Raw genomic sequence first — 16,482 nt, forward strand, 5'->3', positions numbered from 1 at the left:
GGAGCCGTCCGCGGGCCTGTTGCAGGCCCGCGGACGGAGTTCGGGGAGATGCGGTGCAGCCGTGCAGGCTAGGCGGTGGCGGCGCCGGTCATGATGGCGACGGCGTCGGTCATGCTGTGCGACTGAGGTGTAATGGTGGCCGCGCACTTGCCGAGGCGCTGGATGTGGATCCGGTCCGCGACATCGAACACGTGCGGCATGTTGTGGCTGATCAGGATGACCGGAAGACCCCTGTCCCGCAGGTCCCGGACGAGCTGCAGGACCTGGTTCGATTCCCGGACGCCAAGGGCAGCCGTCGGCTCGTCCAGGACCACGACTTTGGAGCCGAAGGCTGCGGCCCTGGCCACGGCGACGGCCTGGCGCTGGCCGCCGGAGAGGTTCTCCACCGGTACGGTCACGTCCTGGAGCGTGGAGATGCCGAGCCGGGCGAGTTCTTCTTTGGCCTTACGGCGCATGCCCTTGGTATCGAGGACGCGGAAGAGCTTGCCCAGTGGCCCGGGGAGCCTCTCTTCACGGCCCAGGAAGAGGTTGGAGGCGACGTCGAGGGCGGGGGAGACCGCCAGGTTCTGGTAGACGGTTTCGATGCCGTGGGCGCGGGCGTCCTGGGGGCGTTTGAAGTGGACCGGCTGGCCGGAGACGGTCAGCTCGCCCGAGTCCGGGACCTCGGCGCCCGTGAGGCACTTGATCAGCGTGGATTTACCGGCGCCGTTGTCGCCGATGACGGCCAGGACTTCCCCGGGATAAAGGTCAAGGCTGACGCCGTCCAGGCCCACCACCCGGCCGAAGGTCTTGACCAGGCTCCTGGCTTGAAGGATCGGCTGGCGGACCTTAGTGTCGGCCGGCTGGAATTCTGTGGCGGTCATGACTTCACCTTTCGGATCCACTGGTCGATGGACACAGCGAGGATGATGAGAATGCCCACGGCCAGGGTCTGGTAAAGCACGTCCAGGCCGGCCAGCGACAGGCCGTTGCGGAACACCCCGACGATGAGGGCTCCCAGCAGAGTGCCCCAGATGGACCCACGGCCGCCGAAGAGGCTGGTCCCGCCGATCACGACGGCGGTGATGGAGTCCAGGTTCAGGTCCACGCCCGTGTTGGGGCTGGCGGCGTTGGTGCGGCCGATCTGGATCCAGGCGCCGACGGCGAGCACAGCGCCCGCGGCGAGGTAGACGCTCATGAGGACGCGGTTGACGGCGATGCCGGCCAGGCGGGCGGCTTCTTTGTCATCGCCAACGGCGTAGACGTGCCTGCCCCACGCGGTCTTGCCGAGGATGAACGCGACGGCGATGTAGAGCAGGAGCATCAGGACCACGCCGGTGGAGATCCGCACGGGGCCCAGCAGGAAGGTGCTCCCGGTCCAGGTGAGCATTCCGGGCATGGCCGAGCCGCGGACAGTTGCGCCGTTGGAGTAGAGCAGGGTCAGCGCGATGAAGATGTTCAGCGTTCCGAGGGTGACGATGAACGGGGGGAGCCGGAACCTGGTGACCAGGAAGCCGTTCAGCGCCCCGGCGCCGAGTCCGACCAGCAGGCCGGCCAGAAGTGCCAGCGGGGCGGGGACGCCGTTGTTGACGGCGAGCTGCGCGACGACCATGGAGGAGAGGATCATGACGGCGCCCACGGACAGATCGATTCCGGCCGTCAGGATGATGAGGGTCTGGGCGATGGCAAGGGTTCCGACGACTGCGACCTGCTGGGTAATGAGGGAGAGGTTCTCGACCCGCAGGAAGCGGTCATTGAGTAACCCGAACACGATGACTGAGACGAGCAGGACGATCGCGGGGCTGAGGGCCGGATAACGGTGGAGGATGTTGCGGATGCGGCTGAGCGGGGTTTGGCGGTCGAGGAATTCCTCGGCGAGGTCGGCGACCCCGGTGGGCGGGCCGGCGGTCTGTTGCTGGGTCACGGGTGCTCCTGAACTTCGATGTTCGGCTGCTGCTTCGGCGGCTTAGGGTTCTGTTGCTGTGGGCCGCGGGAGGTGCTGGACTGCATCTTCAACACTTTCCGCGGCGGCCGTCCGGTCTGGTTACTTGCCCCAGCACATCTGGGAGGCCTCGGCGGTGGTGATGCTCGTGACGCCGTCGGCGGCCTTGTCCGTGACGAGCGCTACGCCGGTGTTGAAGAAGTCCAGGCCTTCGGAGTTGGCCGGCTTCTTGCCGGTCTTCGCGATCTCAACGATGGCCTTGACGCCCAGTTCGGCCATCTTGACCGGGTACTGCTGGGCTGTGGCACCGATGACGCCGGACTTGACGTTGTTGACGCCCGCGCAGCCACCGTCAATGGAGACTACGAGCACGTCCTTTTCCTTGCCGGCGGACTTCAGTGCCTCGTAGGCGCCGGCGGCCGCGGGTTCGTTGATCGTGTAGACAACGTTGATGTTCGGGTTCTTGGACAGGAGGGTCTCCATGGCGGTGCGGCCGCCATCTTCGGCGCCTTGGGTGGCCTGGCTGCCCACGATCTCGTAGTCGCCGCCCTTGCCGCCGGTGTACTTGCCGGTCTTGGCCTCGTCGCCGTTCTTTTTCTTGTCCGCGGTGTCGATGCCGAGGCCGGTGAGGAAGCCCTGGTCCCGGTTGTAGTCAACCGAGACGACCTTGTCATCGAACAGGTCCAGCATCGCGATGGTCGCTTTCTTGCCGGCCAGCTGCGCGGCTGTCCATTTCCCGATCTGATCGTCCGGGGATCCGGCGAACTCCGTCCGCCGCGCTGAGCCCCCGGCCCTTGCCGCCGCCCGATCCGACCACCCACCGACCGCTCAACAGGAGAAACCATGACCAAAACGCTGTATGCAGAATTCACCGTCAAGCCCGGCAGTGAACCCGTGGTCGCGGAGATGATGCGCGAACTGAGCGAGCAGGTGCGGCGGGAGCCGGGAAACCGGCTGTTCCTGCCGTATACCCGGCAGTCCAGTCCCCGGGAGTACTTCGTGTTCGAGGTCTACGACGACGAGGCCGCATTCGAAGAGCACATCTCCGCGGATTACGGCGCCCGCTTTAACGCGAAGCTCGCGGACCACATCGTGGAGGACGGTTCCGTCCTGACCTGGCTGCAGCCAGTGAATTGAGGCCGGGCCAAATAAAGGGCCGGGTCCGGGCGCCAATGATGCCCGGATCCGGCCCCTTTTCCGGGCCTCAGTCGCCGGTCTATTTCCGGACGGCGAACATGGACTGCGCCAGCGGCGTGACCTTGATCGACTTCAGCTGGGCCGTGCCGCCCTCGGCGAACAGCGCCATCTTGTCGGCCCCTGCCTTCGGGAACACCTGGTCCGTGATGGTGCGCAGGCCGCCTTGGCCAAAGACCTCTACGGAGGAACGGTCGAGGTAGATCTTCAGCGTCACGTTGCCCCGCTCATCGACCGTCACCGGCGCGTCGTCCAGGGAGGAAAACGCCGGATGGAAGCCGGTGTTGCCGGAGTTTGTCCGGTCGACGAAGATTTTCCCTGTCCCGGCGTCGTAACCGATGGCGGTGGAGGACGTTCCGTCCCCGAGGACGGTGATTCCGGACTTCGCCGCGGTCCCGGGGGCGAAGGTGATGTCAACCTGCTGGACCTGGCCTGAGGCGGCGGCGGGCAGCGGCTGCGTTCCGGCGTTAATCGTCCCGCCCTTCTTGTCGGTGTACGACACTTTCCCGGCGAGCCTGTCCATCTCTTTCACGGCGTCCTGAACCAGCCGGGGACCGTCGGCAGTCTGCGTCAGCGAAACCTCACGGGGCAGGGACATGGCGCTCCGCCACGGGGACGTCGGGATGTCGTTGGCGTAGTCCCAGTTGTTCATCCAGCCGAGCATGACGCGCTTGTTCTCGGGCATGTTGCCGACGGAAACGGCCGCGTAGTAGTCCCGGCCGTAGTCGAGCCAGTCGTATGTCTCCAGCGCCGGCACTGCCGGCTGTGCCGAGAGCATGAATTCGTCGGCGAGGATGTGGCCCCAACCGCCCCGGTTGTTGTCGACGACGCTGAGGTTCGCCTGCTGGCCCGCGAATTCCTTGACGTTCCACGACGCCAGGTCCAGGGATTCGCTGTTGGACCCTGTTGCCGTGCGCACGACCTTGCCGCCGACCTCAAGGTTTACTGTGGTCTCGTCCGAACGCGGGACGGCCGGCGCGTCAGTCTGCATGACGTGGTCCAGCGTAATGTGGCCCCACCCTCCGGTGGCCTGGTCCACGACCCGCACTTGCGCCTTCCTGCCCTGGAACTCGGCGAGGTCCCAGGACTCCCAGTTCAGGGCGCCGGCGTTTTCTCCGGCGACGGACCGGACCACGGCGCCGTCGACCAGCAGCTGGACTGCGAGGACCTGGTCCGGGTTGCCGTTCCGGTTTCCGCCTCCGACCAGCATGCTGAGGTTGTTCTTCGTGATGGTGAACTCCGGAGAGGTCAGCGTTCCCTGTTTCTCGTCTCCGCCACCGTTGGTTTCAAATGTGTTGATCAGGTGCGTGCCGATCGCCTGGTCGCCGCCGCCGGCGAACGGCTGGTACTGCGGGGCAAGGTCCCCGGTGCCGGCCCAGCCGAAGTCTCTCAGCGTCTTTCCGGCGGGCACCTCGAAGCCGTCGAAGAGCAGGTCACCGGCGGGCGGGGTGTTGTCCAGCTTGTCGGAGGTGCGGGGGTGGTTGCCGCCGCCGATCAGGAAGTTGAGGTATTCCTGGGAGATGGTGAAGGCCGGGGATTTCATCGTGCCCACGGGCCAGTCCCCGTCGTTGAAGGAGTTGATCAGGCCGGCGCCGCTGAAGCCGGAGACAGCCTGCTGGCCGGGCACGGTGCCGGCGGCCGGAGCTGTGGTGAAGGGTCCGTTTCTCGCGTTGCCGGGTTCGTTGTTGACCGCCCAGCCGTTGTAGGTGCCGTCGTTGAAGCCGGCCAGGACCGTTCCGGCGGGAAGCGCGGACGCCGGCTTCGTGGTCTCGGAGGTGAAGGTGGTCCCGTCGAAGTTGCCCACGAAGTACTGTCCGGCGGAGCCGCCTGCGACGCCGCCGGGGTTGATGTTGACCACCATGACCCACTTGATGTTGTTCTTGTCGCCGTCCACGGCCAGGGGGAACAGGTCCGGGCATTCCCACTGGCCGCCGGTGGCGTTGGCCGGGCCGAATTCGCTGAGGGCGGTCCAGTCCTTGAGGTTGCCCGACTTGTACAGCACAACTTTGTGTTCGGTTGCCTCGACGGCGGTCATGACCCAGTAGCCGCCCCCGACGGGCTGGTCGTACCAGAAGACCTTGGGGTCGCGGAAATTGGCTGAGTTGCGGTTCAGCACCGGGTTGCCCGTGTACTTGGTCCAGGTCTGGCCCTCGTCCACGCTGTAGGCCAGGGATTGCGCCTGGAGTCCCTTGTGCGGGGAGGCCTCCTTGTAGGCGCTGGTGTAGATGGCGATGAGCGGAGGATTCTTGCTGGTGCCGAGGCCGGAGGTGTTGTCCTTGTCCACCACGACGCTTCCGGAGAAGACATCCTCCTGGGCATCGGTGGAGATCGCGAGCGGCTGCTCGGTCCAGTGCATCAGGTCTTTGGACGTTGCGTGGCCCCAGGACATGTTTCCCCAGGTGTTTCCCGAGGGATTGTGCTGGTAGAACAGGTGGTAGACGCCCTTGTAGAAGACCATTCCGTTGGGATCGTTCATCCAGTTCTGTTTCGGTGTGTAGTGGATGGCCGGCCGGTACTGCTCGCCGCCCGGATCAACGGCGCCAGAAGCCGGAGCGGTGCCGGCCAGTGCTGCCGCCAGGGTGAGCCCGGCAAGCGTCAGCGCGGAGACTGCGTGCCGGCTGCGGGTGGTTCCGATGGTGCCCATGATTCGTTCGCCCTTCGTCGCGCGCGTCGTCACAGTTAGACAACGTTGTCGGTCTGGAACGCTATTGGATGTCCTTCGGACAAGTCAATGGCCGGTTTTCGAATCTTTTTTCTACTTCCAGGCCGGGCACGACGAGGGGACACCGTTGTCACACGGTGTCTGTTCACGCCGTTCATTGAGGCCAACTCCGACCATTGCGGATTGGCGGGGCGACCCAGGCGTCCTCGTCCAGATCCTCGCTGCGACCGTAAGAGGGGGGACTCGTTGAGGTCATCTGGCGTGCGGGGTCCGGCAGGCGGCCACACTGCGGGGCAGCGCGGCTAGCTAACCGATGACGCTGAACCGCCGTCCTGCCCGGACTCCAGCAGCCCGCCCCCGGCCCAGCGCCTGAGCGCGAGCTTCTCGGCGTCGTCGAACTCCATGAGGGCAAGCCGGCACAGCTCTTCCACATTTCTGGTCCACGCGGCCGCGAGTTCCGCGGCCGTCAACTCATCGGAGAGGGAACCGCCGGCGTACACCACGCCTTGGATCACGAAGTTGACGGCCGAGCGGGAGACCGGCTGCCCGGCCGCAACGCAGTCGTCCCGGACGGACCGTGCCAGTTCGCCGCGGTTGCCCAGGTGCTCGCGCAGCTTCGCCTCGAGCGCCAGGAACACCTGCCGGAACTGTTCGGAGGACAGTGCAGGCACGTCCGTGACCCGGGTAACCTGCTCCTCGATGGCAGGACGGTCCTCCGATGCCAGCGAGGAGGGCTCCGGCGAAAACCGCTTGGCGTCCCACACCCAGCCAGGCGACGGCGTGGACGAGTATTCAATGCCCTGGCCGATCTGGGCGATCCAGGCCCCGAACTTGCCGTGGCCGCCCCAATCGGTCTTCAGCGTCGGGTCCGCGGTCAGGGCCCGGTGCGCTGCAACCGCTCCGGTGACCGGGCCCGGTGCAGCCTGCACCAGGGACCGGACTTCGTCGGCGGCCGTCGTCGCGGATCCTGGAGCGCCTGGTGCGGTGCGGAGCGGGAGGCCAAGTCCGGCGGAGGGCACCATGCGCGGGACGCCGGCCGAGGTCCCGTTGAGGATTGCCACGAAGTCATGGGATTCCACCACGCTGTCGGCCATCTCCCGGTACGCAAACGCCACGGCGCCGGCAGCGATCACCGTCGTCATGCGGTCGGCCGCCCGGAACCGCTGGACCAGCGACGTGAAGTCCGCGTCCGCCGAGGCGACGAAGAATTCCTCAACATGTGCCGCGCCGGACAGGGCATCCATCGCGTCCAGCACCAGGTTGATGTCGGTGCTGGACTTGCCGCGCTGGGTCAGGGAGGGGCAGTCGATCACGCGGAAGCCCGCGCGCGTCCAGTACGGCCTGTACTTGGAGTAGATCACCGGGTTGAGATAGCAGTTGCGGATCAGGAAGCGCCGGGATTCCTCACCCGCGCCGCCAGCGGCCAGCGCTTCCGTCCAGTGCTTAGGGTCCTCCGCGAACCTCTTGGCGGCCGCCGGGTCCAAGGCCATCAGGCCCGTGTAGACGTTGTCGAAGTCCACGAACATCGCGGCGCGGATGCCCGGCCGTTTGGACTGGGGGAGAGGATCACTCATCGGCTCAGTGTGCCAGCAAGAGAGGGGGACGTACCAGATGTGACCTCGCTTGGTGCCGTGTTGCTCCCGCGTGGATTACCCCTCCGTCTGCACCGGTTCCCGGTCTCCGTCGAACCCGGTCAAGGCCGCCGACGCCAGTTCTCCTGCCGCCGCCACGACCTTCTCAGCCGGCACTCCGGCCGACAGGGCGGCAACAATTTGCACGTCGCACGCGGCTTTGGCCTGATCAAGGGCCCACTCAGCGGCCTCGACCTCGCCGACACGGGTGATCACCGCGGCTAGCAGCGTCTCGCGCAGGGCCAACAGGTCAGCCGCCGCCCTGTCAGACCCGGGAGACTGCGGCTCGGATTCTACGTAGACGGTCGAATCGACCTGGGCGATAGACAAAGGAGGAGTGATTGAATCGATGAGCGGTTCCACGGGGGCTGCCTTCTAAGAGTTGAAGCAATGCTCCCGGTCGCTGAGCGGAATAAGGCCTCTGAGGACCACCAGACCAAACAAGTCTGTCTACTACGACAGAGACTACACAGCAACCTTCGGAATAAGAAGCGTGGTCGCTCGCAACAACACCGGAACTGTGGTCCCGCATTGGATGCGCAGACGACGCACTGATTCCAACTGACGCGGTTCGGGCGGACGCTGATCCGGCAGAACACAAGGAACTGGCCAAGGCTCTGCTATTGGCCGCCGACCAGGATATGTACCGGGTCAAGAGTGAAATACGCGGAGCCTTGACTGCCGGTTGATCGGCCGGGGACTGATACACGACGACGACGGCGGGAGGTGGCTCCCGCCGTCGTCGTCGTTTGGCAGTGCTAGGTGCCTGGAACCCGGGCTTTAGGCGCCCTGGTTCAGGCTGAGCGTGAAGGTGTTCGGGCCGCTGGCGTGGACCGCGATGTTGCTCTTGGAGGTGTTGTGACGCTCCGAGTGCTCGTGGATCAGGGCATCCAGCTCGTGGTGCATGGTGGAGCGGTCCCAGAGCTTGTGGGTTACAGAGGTGGCAGTTTCAAACGTCATTGTTCAGTGCTTCCATTCATGAATCCGGAGGTCCGGCTGCCGCACCGATGCGGAGCCGCCGTGGGCCAAACCAGGAACGCCTGAGACCTTGGGCAGCTCTTTGAGCTCACCGGTTTGGCCTCATCGCGTCCACCAGGATGGGTGCCCTAAGTTCACTGCGGACGCGTAGCGTCGAAGGGAACGTCAGGGCTGCGTCGGCGGGAAAACGCGTTCCCCGCCTTGCCTTTCCATAGTGCACAGCGCCGTGCGGGCGGCTCAAGCCAGATAACGAAAATTGCGCGTGAGACTCATCACAGCCTCCTGCCTGATGCGAAGGGCGACGCCGACGCCCGGGTCCAGTGCCTAGGGTCGGGCCCGCTTCTGCCGAAGACGCGGAGTGAGCGTGTGCTTGCGGCTCAGGCCCCGGGCGGGGGCGGGCGTGACGGTCACCGGCCCGCCGGGCTCCGGTCCAGCTGCGGCAGCAGCCCGTCCGTACCGGGCGGCCAACGGCGCGGCGCTGAAACCGTGGGCCAGGACGCTGAGCAGTACGGTGGCCGCGATGACGGCCACAGCCTGATCGGACACTGGTCCAAGGGCTTCCAGCGCCAGCAGCGCGAACACGAGGGAAGCCAGGCCGCGCGGACCGAACCACCCCACGAAGAGGATGGTGGCCCGGTCGAGGCCGGCACCAATCGAGGCCAGCGCCACCGGCAGCATACGCACCACCGTGAGGCTGAGCACGGCATACGCGATGGTCAGGGGGACGGAGTGCGCCAGCATGATCGGCACCGTGATGGCTCCGAAGGCCAGCCAGACAAGCAGTGAGACCAGCCCGCTCATCTGCTCGACGAAGACCAGTTCGGCCGGACCCCGTTGACCGGCGCAGGTGCCGAACGCCAGCCCGGCACAGAACGCGGCGACAAATCCGTTGCCGCCCACGGCGAGAGCGGCGCTGTAGGCGAGCAGGCTAAGGGCAAGGACTCCGATGCCGGCAAAGTCCTCAGCGGCCGTCCCGCGCTGGCGGGCCAGCTGCAGCAGCCACCCGCCCACGGCTCCGGCCGCTGCGCCGACACCGGCGCCGATGAGCAGCTCGACGGCCGCGCTGCCGGGAGCGGCGGCACTCTCCAGGCCTGCCGCGGCAGCCGCGCCGGCGATCGCGACCATGACGACCGGGGTGGCGATGCCGTCGTTGAGGCCGCTCTCGACCGTGATCAGCTGGCGGATCCGCGACGGCACTGCCGGATTCGTCACCACGGGGACCCCGAGCGCGGCGTCGGTGGGGGCCAGCGCCGCACCGACGAGGAGAGCCAGCCACAGCCCGAAGTGGGGGAAGAACCAGGCGGCCAGGACCCACCCGAACACAATCGTCAGGGGCAGGCCGACTCCCAGCAGCCGCGCATAGCGGCCCACGTCCCGGCGCAACTGCTGGAGCGGCAGGCGGGCGGCATCGGAGAAGAGCACCCACACCAGAGTGACCTCGACAACCGGGGTGATACCCGCCGGGGGCGAGGAGCCGTCGACCAGCCCGAACCAGGCCAGTGCCGCGCCGAGAGCGGTGAACACAATAGGAGCGGTCAGATCCGCCTGCTCCAGCCGCACGGAAACCAGCGCCCACGCGACCAGGGCGGCGGTGATGAGGACGACGACCGTCAGCTCCATGACGGATCTGTGCTCGCTTCCGTGGGCCCCGCGTGAGTGTTGCCCGATTCCAGCAGCCGGATCGGTCCGCCCACAGGGACCACACTCCCTCCGCCGCATACTGCACCAAACGTTCCTGCAGTTCAGTGAATCCCTGAACCCGGCACCGTGCCAGAGAATTAAGCCCTGTTCTGTGACTGAGGGAGGCCGGCGGCGTCATCAGGCGCCGGTGCCGTCATGGTCCCAGGCGTGAAGGCGTCTGAGCAGGCTGCTTTTCTTCCGGGCGTGGTCCTGCATCCGGCCGAGGATGTCCGCGAGCATGCTGATGGCCTCGTTGATGAAAGGTCCCTTGTTGAGCATGACGCACTCGGCGCGCTGGGCCATGGCGGCGTCCGTCACTTCGGCCCGGGACGGCATGCCCGTCCGGGTGAGGGTGTCGAGCACCTGGGTGGCCCAGATCACGGGCACGTGAGCGGCTTCGCAGACCCAAAGGATTTCCTCCTGGACCTCTGCGAGTCTTTCGAAGCCGGCTTCCACGGCGAGGTCGCCGCGCGCGATCATGACGCCGACGTCGGCCCACTTCATGAGTTCCAGGAGGAGGTCGGGCAGCGCTTCGAAGGCCGTGACTGTCTCGATCTTGAGTAAAATGTCCAGGTTCCGGTCCCGCCCCGGATCGAGGTGGGCGAGGAGTTCCTGCACATCTGTTGCGCTGCGGACGAAGGACATGCTGGCGATGTCGGCCAGCTCCCGGACGTGCTCCAGATCGGCGACGTCCTGCTCGGTCAGGGCTGAGACAGAGAGCTGCGAGTCTGGGAGGTTGATGCCTTTCTCTGCCCGGAGCCGCGTACCCCGCGGCGCGGCGGAAGTGATCCTGGCCGTGATCTCTCCCGGCCCGACGGCGGTGATCACACCTCCGATCTTGCCGTCGTCGAACCAGATTCGTTCCCCGGTGCGGGCGTCTGCAAGGACACTGGCGAGGGTGCACCCGATGCGGTGTTTGCCCACCGACGTGCTGTCTGCGGGAGCGAGGCTGCTGCTAAGGACAAGGCTGTCACCTCGATGGAGGAGCAGGCTCTCCTCCACGGCCGGGAGTTCACCAACCTTCACGGAGGAGTGCCCCTGATCGTGGCCTTTCTTGCCGGTAACCGGGTCGAGGACCGCAGTGAGTCTGGTTCCGGGCGTGAAGTAGGTCGTCTTGTCCAGCGCCACCAGGCACCCGTCCGGGGACGTCTGCTCGACCACGAGGGTGCGGCGGGCCCCGCGGGCATCATCCAGCCTGATCTTCTGCCCTCGCCTTCGGGAGCCGGCCCACGCGTTGTCATCCAGGGGAATCACCGGCAATGCCGGGCCGGGCGGCGCCGTTTCGGGTACGGTGCCGAGCCATACACGCCCCGGTTCTTGTACCGTGCCCGTGTTGCTGCGGAGCGGTTTGACCCGCAGGACCCGGGGGCCAGGACTGACCGGGCCGGTGCGCAGCTTGGGACCGGCGAGATCCATGGCGATCAGGCAGCGTTTTCCGGTGGCCTCTTCTGCGGAGCGGATATGCTCCACCATGTGCCGCCAGGCCTCGGGTCCGTCGTGGGCGCAGTTGATGCGGGCCAGGTCCATCCCTCGCTCGAGCATGCCGCGGACGAGTGGCGCGTCTGTTGCCGCTTCGCCCGGCAGCGTGACCATGATGCGCGTGGAGCGGTCTTCCGGCTTAGGCCCGAGGAGGTTGGCAGCATTCCGGGCGAGCAGCTCGCCGCCGTCCGGGAAACCAGGAGGCGTTGCTGTGTGCTCCCCATCAGGGGTGACCAGCCGAGTCAGGATCCAGATCAGCGCTTCGATACTGGCCAGCACATGTGATTCTGCGCGTCCCAAGGAAGACAGTCCGTACGTCGACAGCCGGGATTGGAGATCCCTGATGTCATGCCGGCGCAGCTCGGTGTAGTGAACGAGGTTGAGGGCGCTCTCGCGGTGGCGGGGCCGGACGGACCCGATCCTGCCGGCGCTGAGTGTTTCGGCGTGCTTGATGTTGCGCCGGAGCCTGATGACTTCTTCAAGCAATGCGCGCAGTTCTTCGATCTCTGCATCGGACACGACGATTATTCGCGGTCCAGCGCGTCGGAACCGGCCATGCTCAATTTTAGGCGGGGTGGGCCCGTCGGTGCCCCTGTCCAAAGTCCCTAGGGGCCGGGAACGGCAGCGGGCGGATCAGGTGTCTGGCTGCCCCTACTCCGGCACCGTCGGTGTCGACTTAGGAGCCAGGTCCATGGTTGTCTCGCGCAGCCAGAGCCAGAGCCGCTGCTGCGGGTCGTCCAGGTCGAGATCAAAGTCCTTGGCCAGGCGCCCCACCCGGTAACTCCCGGCGTTTGCGCGCATTCAGCGGGCCGGGACCGGGATTACGGAGTGGGGCTGGGACTGGGGGAGGGGGAGGGGCTGGAGGAGGATGGACCGGTCGCAGGTGTGCCCGGCGAGGCCGTGCTCCCGGGTTGTGTGGTTGATGGTGCGCCGGATGCGGGCGCCGGGGGCATGTAGGACTGATATTCGCTCAGCGTGGAGTCAAGGACCGGGAGTTGCACATCGGCAGACGTGCCTGCGGAGTCCTCGTTCACACGGACCGTGACCATGGAGCCGGGCGATCCCGCCGTGGGCTCCAGCATCATGGCCGGTGGTTGGGCCAGGGAGGTGTGGCCGTTGGCCTTGACCGGAATGGATACCTTCGACCCCGAAGCGCCGGAAATGGTGACGATCGCGTCCGTTGAGGAGGTGTTGAATATGGTTCCGATGATCCGTCCGGGCTGGTCCGCTCCGTGGGAGAGGACGAGCATGTCCGCCAGCTTCATCGGGCCGACCACGGTGTTGATCCCGTTGGTCGCCGGTGTGATTTTCGCGGTTTCCGCTGGATTGTCGTAGGAGCACCCGGTCCCGGTCAGAAGGACCACCCCCAGCGTGAGAGCGGCGGCCGCATATCGTATCCCTGCCGCCAAGGTTGTTGCCACGGCCGGCTCCTCTCGGCAGAACGTTGTCTGGTTACCCCGATTATGATCCGGGCTGGCGCCGAAATCGAGAGAGTGCGTGCATACCTCACCCAAGGCCCGTTCAGCAGCGCCGAATGGGTGGACATGACGCGCGAGAGAGTTGGGGCGCCTCGTTCACCAAGCTGGACAAGCTTCTGGCCTAGACGCAGCGCCTCAGCGAGAGCCGGGGGGCTTCCATCCGGCCGCGGCTGATACCCAGAGGAGGGCGTGGTTACTGATTTGCGGCTCAGAGTGCCCATATTTTCCGCAAATAGGAGATTATGGAGCTATGCCGAAAATTCGCGTATCAGAAGCAGCACGTTTTCTCGGGGTCAGTGACGACACCGTCCGGCGCTGGACCGAGAACGGGATGCTGACCCCGGTCAAGGATGACTCCGGCCGGCTGGCCGTGGACGGTCTGGAACTTGCCCACCTCGCCCGCGACCAGGCCCAGCTTCCCGAGGACCCCACCCGGGTGGGCAGCTCGGCCCGCAACCGGTTCGTCGGCCTGGTCACGGGCATCACCGCGGACAAAGTCATGGCCCAGGTTGAACTGCAGTGCGGCCCCTTCCGCGTCGTGTCCCTGATGAGCAGCGAAGCCGTCCGGGAGCTGGGCCTGGAGCTCGGATCTGTCGCCACCGCCGTCGTCAAGGCCACCACCGTCATCATCGAAACGCCCCATGGGAAGAGCATCATATGAGCATCCCCCGCAAGCACTTCGCCGCGCTGCTGGTCGCCGGCGCCCTGACCGCGGGCCTGGCCGGCTGCGCCTCCGGCCCGCCCGTTGCAACCGGAACCGCCTCCAGCCCCGGTGCCAGCGAGACGCCCAAACCGTCCGGAACGATCACCGTCTTCGCCGCGGCCTCGCTGAAGCCGACCTTCACCCGGCTGGCCAGCGACTTCGAGGCGAAGAACCCCGGCACCAAAATCACGCTGAACTTTGCAGGCTCCTCGGACCTGGTCACGCAGATCACCCAGGGCGCCCCGGCAGATGTCTTCGCCTCTGCCGACACCAAGAACATGACCAAGCTGACCGACGCGAAGCTTGTCGACGGCGCCCCGGCCAACTTCGCCACGAACGTTCTGGAGATCGCGGTCCCGCCGTCCAACCCGGCGTCGATCAGTTCTTTCGCGGACCTCGCCAGACCGGGCGTGAAGGTGGTGGTCTGCGCACCCCAGGTTCCCTGCGGCGCCGCGACCGTCACCGTCGAAAAAGCCGCCGGCACCACCCTGGCTCCGGTCAGCGAGGAATCGTCCGTCACCGATGTCCTGGGCAAGGTCAGCGCCGGTGAAGCCGACGCCGGGCTGGTCTATGTCACGGACATCAAGAACGCCGGCGACAAGGTCAAAGGCATCCCCTTCGCCGAGTCGGACCAGGCCGTGAACACCTACCCGATCGCCACCGTCGGCACGGGCAAGAACAAGGAGCTGGCCGCTGCCTTCATCGCGACGGTCACCGGCAGCGAGGGCAAAAAAGTCCTGAGCGCCGCCGGATTCGGCACCCCGTAAAGGACAGCATGAACCGACGCAGCGGCACCGGGTACACCGGCATCCCGCCATGGATCTACGCCATCGCGGCGGCAGGGGCAGTCTTCGTCCTGCTGCCGCTGGTGGCCATGGTGGCCAAGGTCAACTGGCCGCAGTTCATCCCGCTGATCACCTCCGAATCTTCACTGACTGCGCTCGGCCTGAGCCTGCGCACGTCGGCGGCGAGCACCGCCGCCTGCATCGTCCTCGGAGTGCCCCTGGCCCTCGTCCTTGCCCGGAGCCCGTTCCCGGGCCAGCGGCTGCTTAGGGCCTTCGTCCTGCTGCCCCTGGTCCTGCCTCCCGTGGTGGGCGGCATCGCCCTGCTCTACACCTTCGGACGCCAGGGACTCCTGGGCAGAAGCCTTGAACTGGCCGGCATCCAGATCGCCTTCTCCACCACCGCCGTTGTCCTCGCCCAGACCTTCGTCGCCCTGCCGTTCCTGGTGGTCAGCCTCGAAGGCGCGCTGCGCACCGCCGGCAACAAATACGAGGCGGTCGCCGCCACGCTCGGGGCACGCCCGAGCACCGTGCTGCGCCGGGTGACCATCCCGCTCGTGCTGCCCGGCCTGGCCTCCGGCGCCGTCCTGTCCTTCGCCCGCAGCCTGGGCGAATTCGGTGCCACCCTGACCTTCGCCGGCAGCCTGCAAGGCGTCACCCGCACCCTCCCGCTGGAGATTTATTTGCAACGCGAAACCGACGCCGACGCCGCCGTCGCGCTCTCCCTCCTGCTGGTCGCCGTGGCGGTGGCCGTCGTCGGGCTCTCCTACCGGCGCCCGCGCGTCGGCGTAGCACCGGAAGGGGTATTCCGGTGACCTTTCAGCTGGACGCAACGCTCGCAGCACGGGGCTTCGAGGTCTCCCTCAGCCTTGGGCCGGCCGAGACCATCGCCATCCTCGGCCCGAACGGTGCCGGGAAATCGACCCTTCTCGCGATCATCTCCGGGCTGCTGCGCCCCGATTCGGGCAAGGCCGTGCTCGGCGGCAGGGTCCTGTTCGACCTGGCGGCCGACAAGAATATTTGGAGGGCGCCGCATACCAGGGGCACGGCGCTCCTGGCCCAGGAGGCCCTCCTCTTTCCCCATCTCAGCGCCCTGGACAACGTCGCGTTCGGGCCCCGCAGCGCCGGCGCGTCGGGCGCCGCGGCCCGGGAAACGGCCATGCACTGGCTCACCGAAGTCGACGCCGGGGACCTCGCCGCGCGGCGTCCCGGGCAGCTCTCCGGCGGGCAGGCCCAGCGCGTGGCCGTGGCCCGCGCCCTCGCAGCCGACCCCGAGCTGCTGCTGCTGGACGAACCCATGGCCGCCCTCGACGTCCATGCGGCCCCGCTGCTCCGCCGGCTACTCAAGCGTGTCCTCGCCGGCCGCAGAGCCATCATCATCACCCACGACATCCTGGACGCCCTCATGCTGGCAGACCGGGTGATCGTCCTCGAGGACGGCCGGATCAGCGAGGCAGGGCCTACCCGCGACGTCCTCGAAAAACCGCGCAGCCGGTTCGCCGCCGGCCTGGCCGGGCTGAACCTAGTGGCCGGCACGGTCAGCGACGCCGGCGTCACCACCGCCGAAGGCATGGTCGTCGCGGGCCACCACGACGGCACCCTGGGCCCCGGGCAGGACGGTGTGGCGGTCTTTCCGCCCTCGGCCGTGTCCGTGTTCCTCACCGAAGAGCACGGCAGCCCGCGCAACTCATTCCCAGTGAGAATCACGGACCTTGAGCCACACGGCGATCAGATCCGCGTCCATGCCGGAGGCCTCTCCGCGGATATCACCCCGGCCGCGTCAGCCGACCTCGGCCTCGCCCCCGGCATGACCGTCTACTTCGTCATCAAGGCCGCCGCCGTCGCCATCTACCCGGCCTAGGTAGCGGCCAGGGCAGTTAGCGGGGCTGTGGCCCGAAAGGGGTCGCGGTGGCCGGACGGGCTTACGGACGTTCCGATCGGCGGAGTAGTCTCGGTGCCGGGCGCTGCCGGCGC

General features: G+C 66.8%; 15 protein-coding genes and 1 pseudogene. 5 read left to right on the plus strand and 11 right to left on the minus strand.

What is annotated here, in order from left to right; translation table 11 throughout:
- Positions 1–68: 68 nt before the first annotated feature.
- The 3 genes and pseudogenes from BLQ10_RS02850 to BLQ10_RS02860 all read right to left on the minus strand — a co-directional run.
- On the minus strand, positions 69–863 hold the full coding sequence (locus BLQ10_RS02850) for an ATP-binding cassette domain-containing protein (protein WP_091558177.1): 795 nt from the start codon (positions 861–863) through the stop codon (positions 69–71).
- On the minus strand, positions 860–1,903 hold the full coding sequence (locus tag BLQ10_RS02855) for an ABC transporter permease (protein WP_091558179.1): 1,044 nt from the start codon (positions 1,901–1,903) through the stop codon (positions 860–862). The genes BLQ10_RS02850 and BLQ10_RS02855 overlap by 4 nt, the downstream gene beginning before the upstream one ends.
- A 120-nt stretch (positions 1,904–2,023) precedes the next feature.
- Positions 2,024–2,662 (minus strand): annotated as a pseudogene (locus tag BLQ10_RS02860) (substrate-binding domain-containing protein); the annotation flags it as partial.
- Between the two features lie 102 nt (positions 2,663–2,764).
- Between BLQ10_RS02860 and BLQ10_RS02865 the strand changes: the two are divergent.
- Complete coding sequence (locus BLQ10_RS02865; RefSeq protein ID WP_091558181.1) at positions 2,765–3,058, plus strand: putative quinol monooxygenase; 294 nt, start codon at positions 2,765–2,767, stop codon at positions 3,056–3,058.
- Positions 3,059–3,137: 79 nt separating this feature from the next.
- On the opposite strand, the gene BLQ10_RS02870 is transcribed toward BLQ10_RS02865, so the two are convergent.
- The 8 genes from BLQ10_RS02870 to BLQ10_RS02900 form a co-directional block, all read right to left on the minus strand.
- A complete protein-coding gene (locus BLQ10_RS02870) occupies positions 3,138–5,759 on the minus strand; it encodes a GH32 C-terminal domain-containing protein (protein ID WP_091558182.1) in 2,622 nt (873 codons plus the stop codon).
- 320 nt (positions 5,760–6,079) lie between these two features.
- The gene (locus tag BLQ10_RS02875) at positions 6,080–7,351 is read right to left on the minus strand and encodes an NYN domain-containing protein (protein WP_091558185.1); all 1,272 of its coding nucleotides are present in this window, start codon (positions 7,349–7,351) and stop codon (positions 6,080–6,082) included.
- A gap of 75 nt (positions 7,352–7,426) precedes the next feature.
- Positions 7,427–7,771 (minus strand): hypothetical protein, encoded by a 345-nt coding sequence (locus tag BLQ10_RS02880; protein WP_091558188.1) that lies wholly within the window; start codon positions 7,769–7,771, stop codon positions 7,427–7,429.
- A gap of 417 nt (positions 7,772–8,188) precedes the next feature.
- On the minus strand, positions 8,189–8,368 hold the full coding sequence (locus BLQ10_RS02885; protein WP_091558190.1) for a hypothetical protein: 180 nt from the start codon (positions 8,366–8,368) through the stop codon (positions 8,189–8,191).
- A 342-nt stretch (positions 8,369–8,710) separates the two neighbouring features.
- A complete protein-coding gene (locus BLQ10_RS02890; protein WP_091558193.1) occupies positions 8,711–10,006 on the minus strand; it encodes a cation:proton antiporter domain-containing protein in 1,296 nt (431 codons plus the stop codon).
- 198 nt (positions 10,007–10,204) lie between these two features.
- Positions 10,205–12,064: a pyruvate kinase gene (locus BLQ10_RS02895; protein ID WP_217635771.1), complete on the minus strand. Its 1,860-nt coding sequence runs from the start codon at positions 12,062–12,064 to the stop codon at positions 10,205–10,207.
- Positions 12,065–12,196: 132 nt separating this feature from the next.
- Positions 12,197–12,346: a hypothetical protein gene (locus BLQ10_RS22255; protein ID WP_175558454.1), complete on the minus strand. Its 150-nt coding sequence runs from the start codon at positions 12,344–12,346 to the stop codon at positions 12,197–12,199.
- Positions 12,347–12,366: 20 nt separating this feature from the next.
- Positions 12,367–12,966, minus strand: coding sequence for a hypothetical protein (locus tag BLQ10_RS02900; protein ID WP_139164168.1), 600 nt, complete (start codon positions 12,964–12,966; stop codon positions 12,367–12,369).
- 307 nt (positions 12,967–13,273) lie between these two features.
- Here BLQ10_RS02900 and BLQ10_RS02905 point away from each other — a divergent pair, with 307 nt between their 5' ends.
- Genes BLQ10_RS02905 through BLQ10_RS02920 form a run of 4 tightly spaced genes read left to right on the plus strand, consistent with a single transcriptional unit; the run spans position 13,274 to position 16,369 of the window.
- Entirely contained in the window at positions 13,274–13,684 is a 411-nt protein-coding gene (locus tag BLQ10_RS02905) for a TOBE domain-containing protein (RefSeq protein WP_091558198.1), read from the plus strand.
- Positions 13,681–14,493, plus strand: coding sequence for a molybdate ABC transporter substrate-binding protein (gene modA, locus BLQ10_RS02910; protein WP_091558201.1), 813 nt, complete (start codon positions 13,681–13,683; stop codon positions 14,491–14,493). Before BLQ10_RS02905 ends, modA begins: the two co-directional genes overlap by 4 nt.
- Positions 14,494–14,501: 8 nt before the next feature.
- The gene (locus BLQ10_RS02915; RefSeq protein WP_091558205.1) at positions 14,502–15,323 is read left to right on the plus strand and encodes an ABC transporter permease; all 822 of its coding nucleotides are present in this window, start codon (positions 14,502–14,504) and stop codon (positions 15,321–15,323) included.
- Complete coding sequence (locus BLQ10_RS02920) at positions 15,320–16,369, plus strand: sulfate/molybdate ABC transporter ATP-binding protein (protein ID WP_091558207.1); 1,050 nt, start codon at positions 15,320–15,322, stop codon at positions 16,367–16,369. Before BLQ10_RS02915 ends, BLQ10_RS02920 begins: the two co-directional genes overlap by 4 nt.
- Positions 16,370–16,482 lie beyond the last annotated feature (113 nt).

The organism is Arthrobacter sp. ok362 (assembly GCF_900102785.1).
GTDB lineage: Bacteria > Actinomycetota > Actinomycetes > Actinomycetales > Micrococcaceae > Arthrobacter.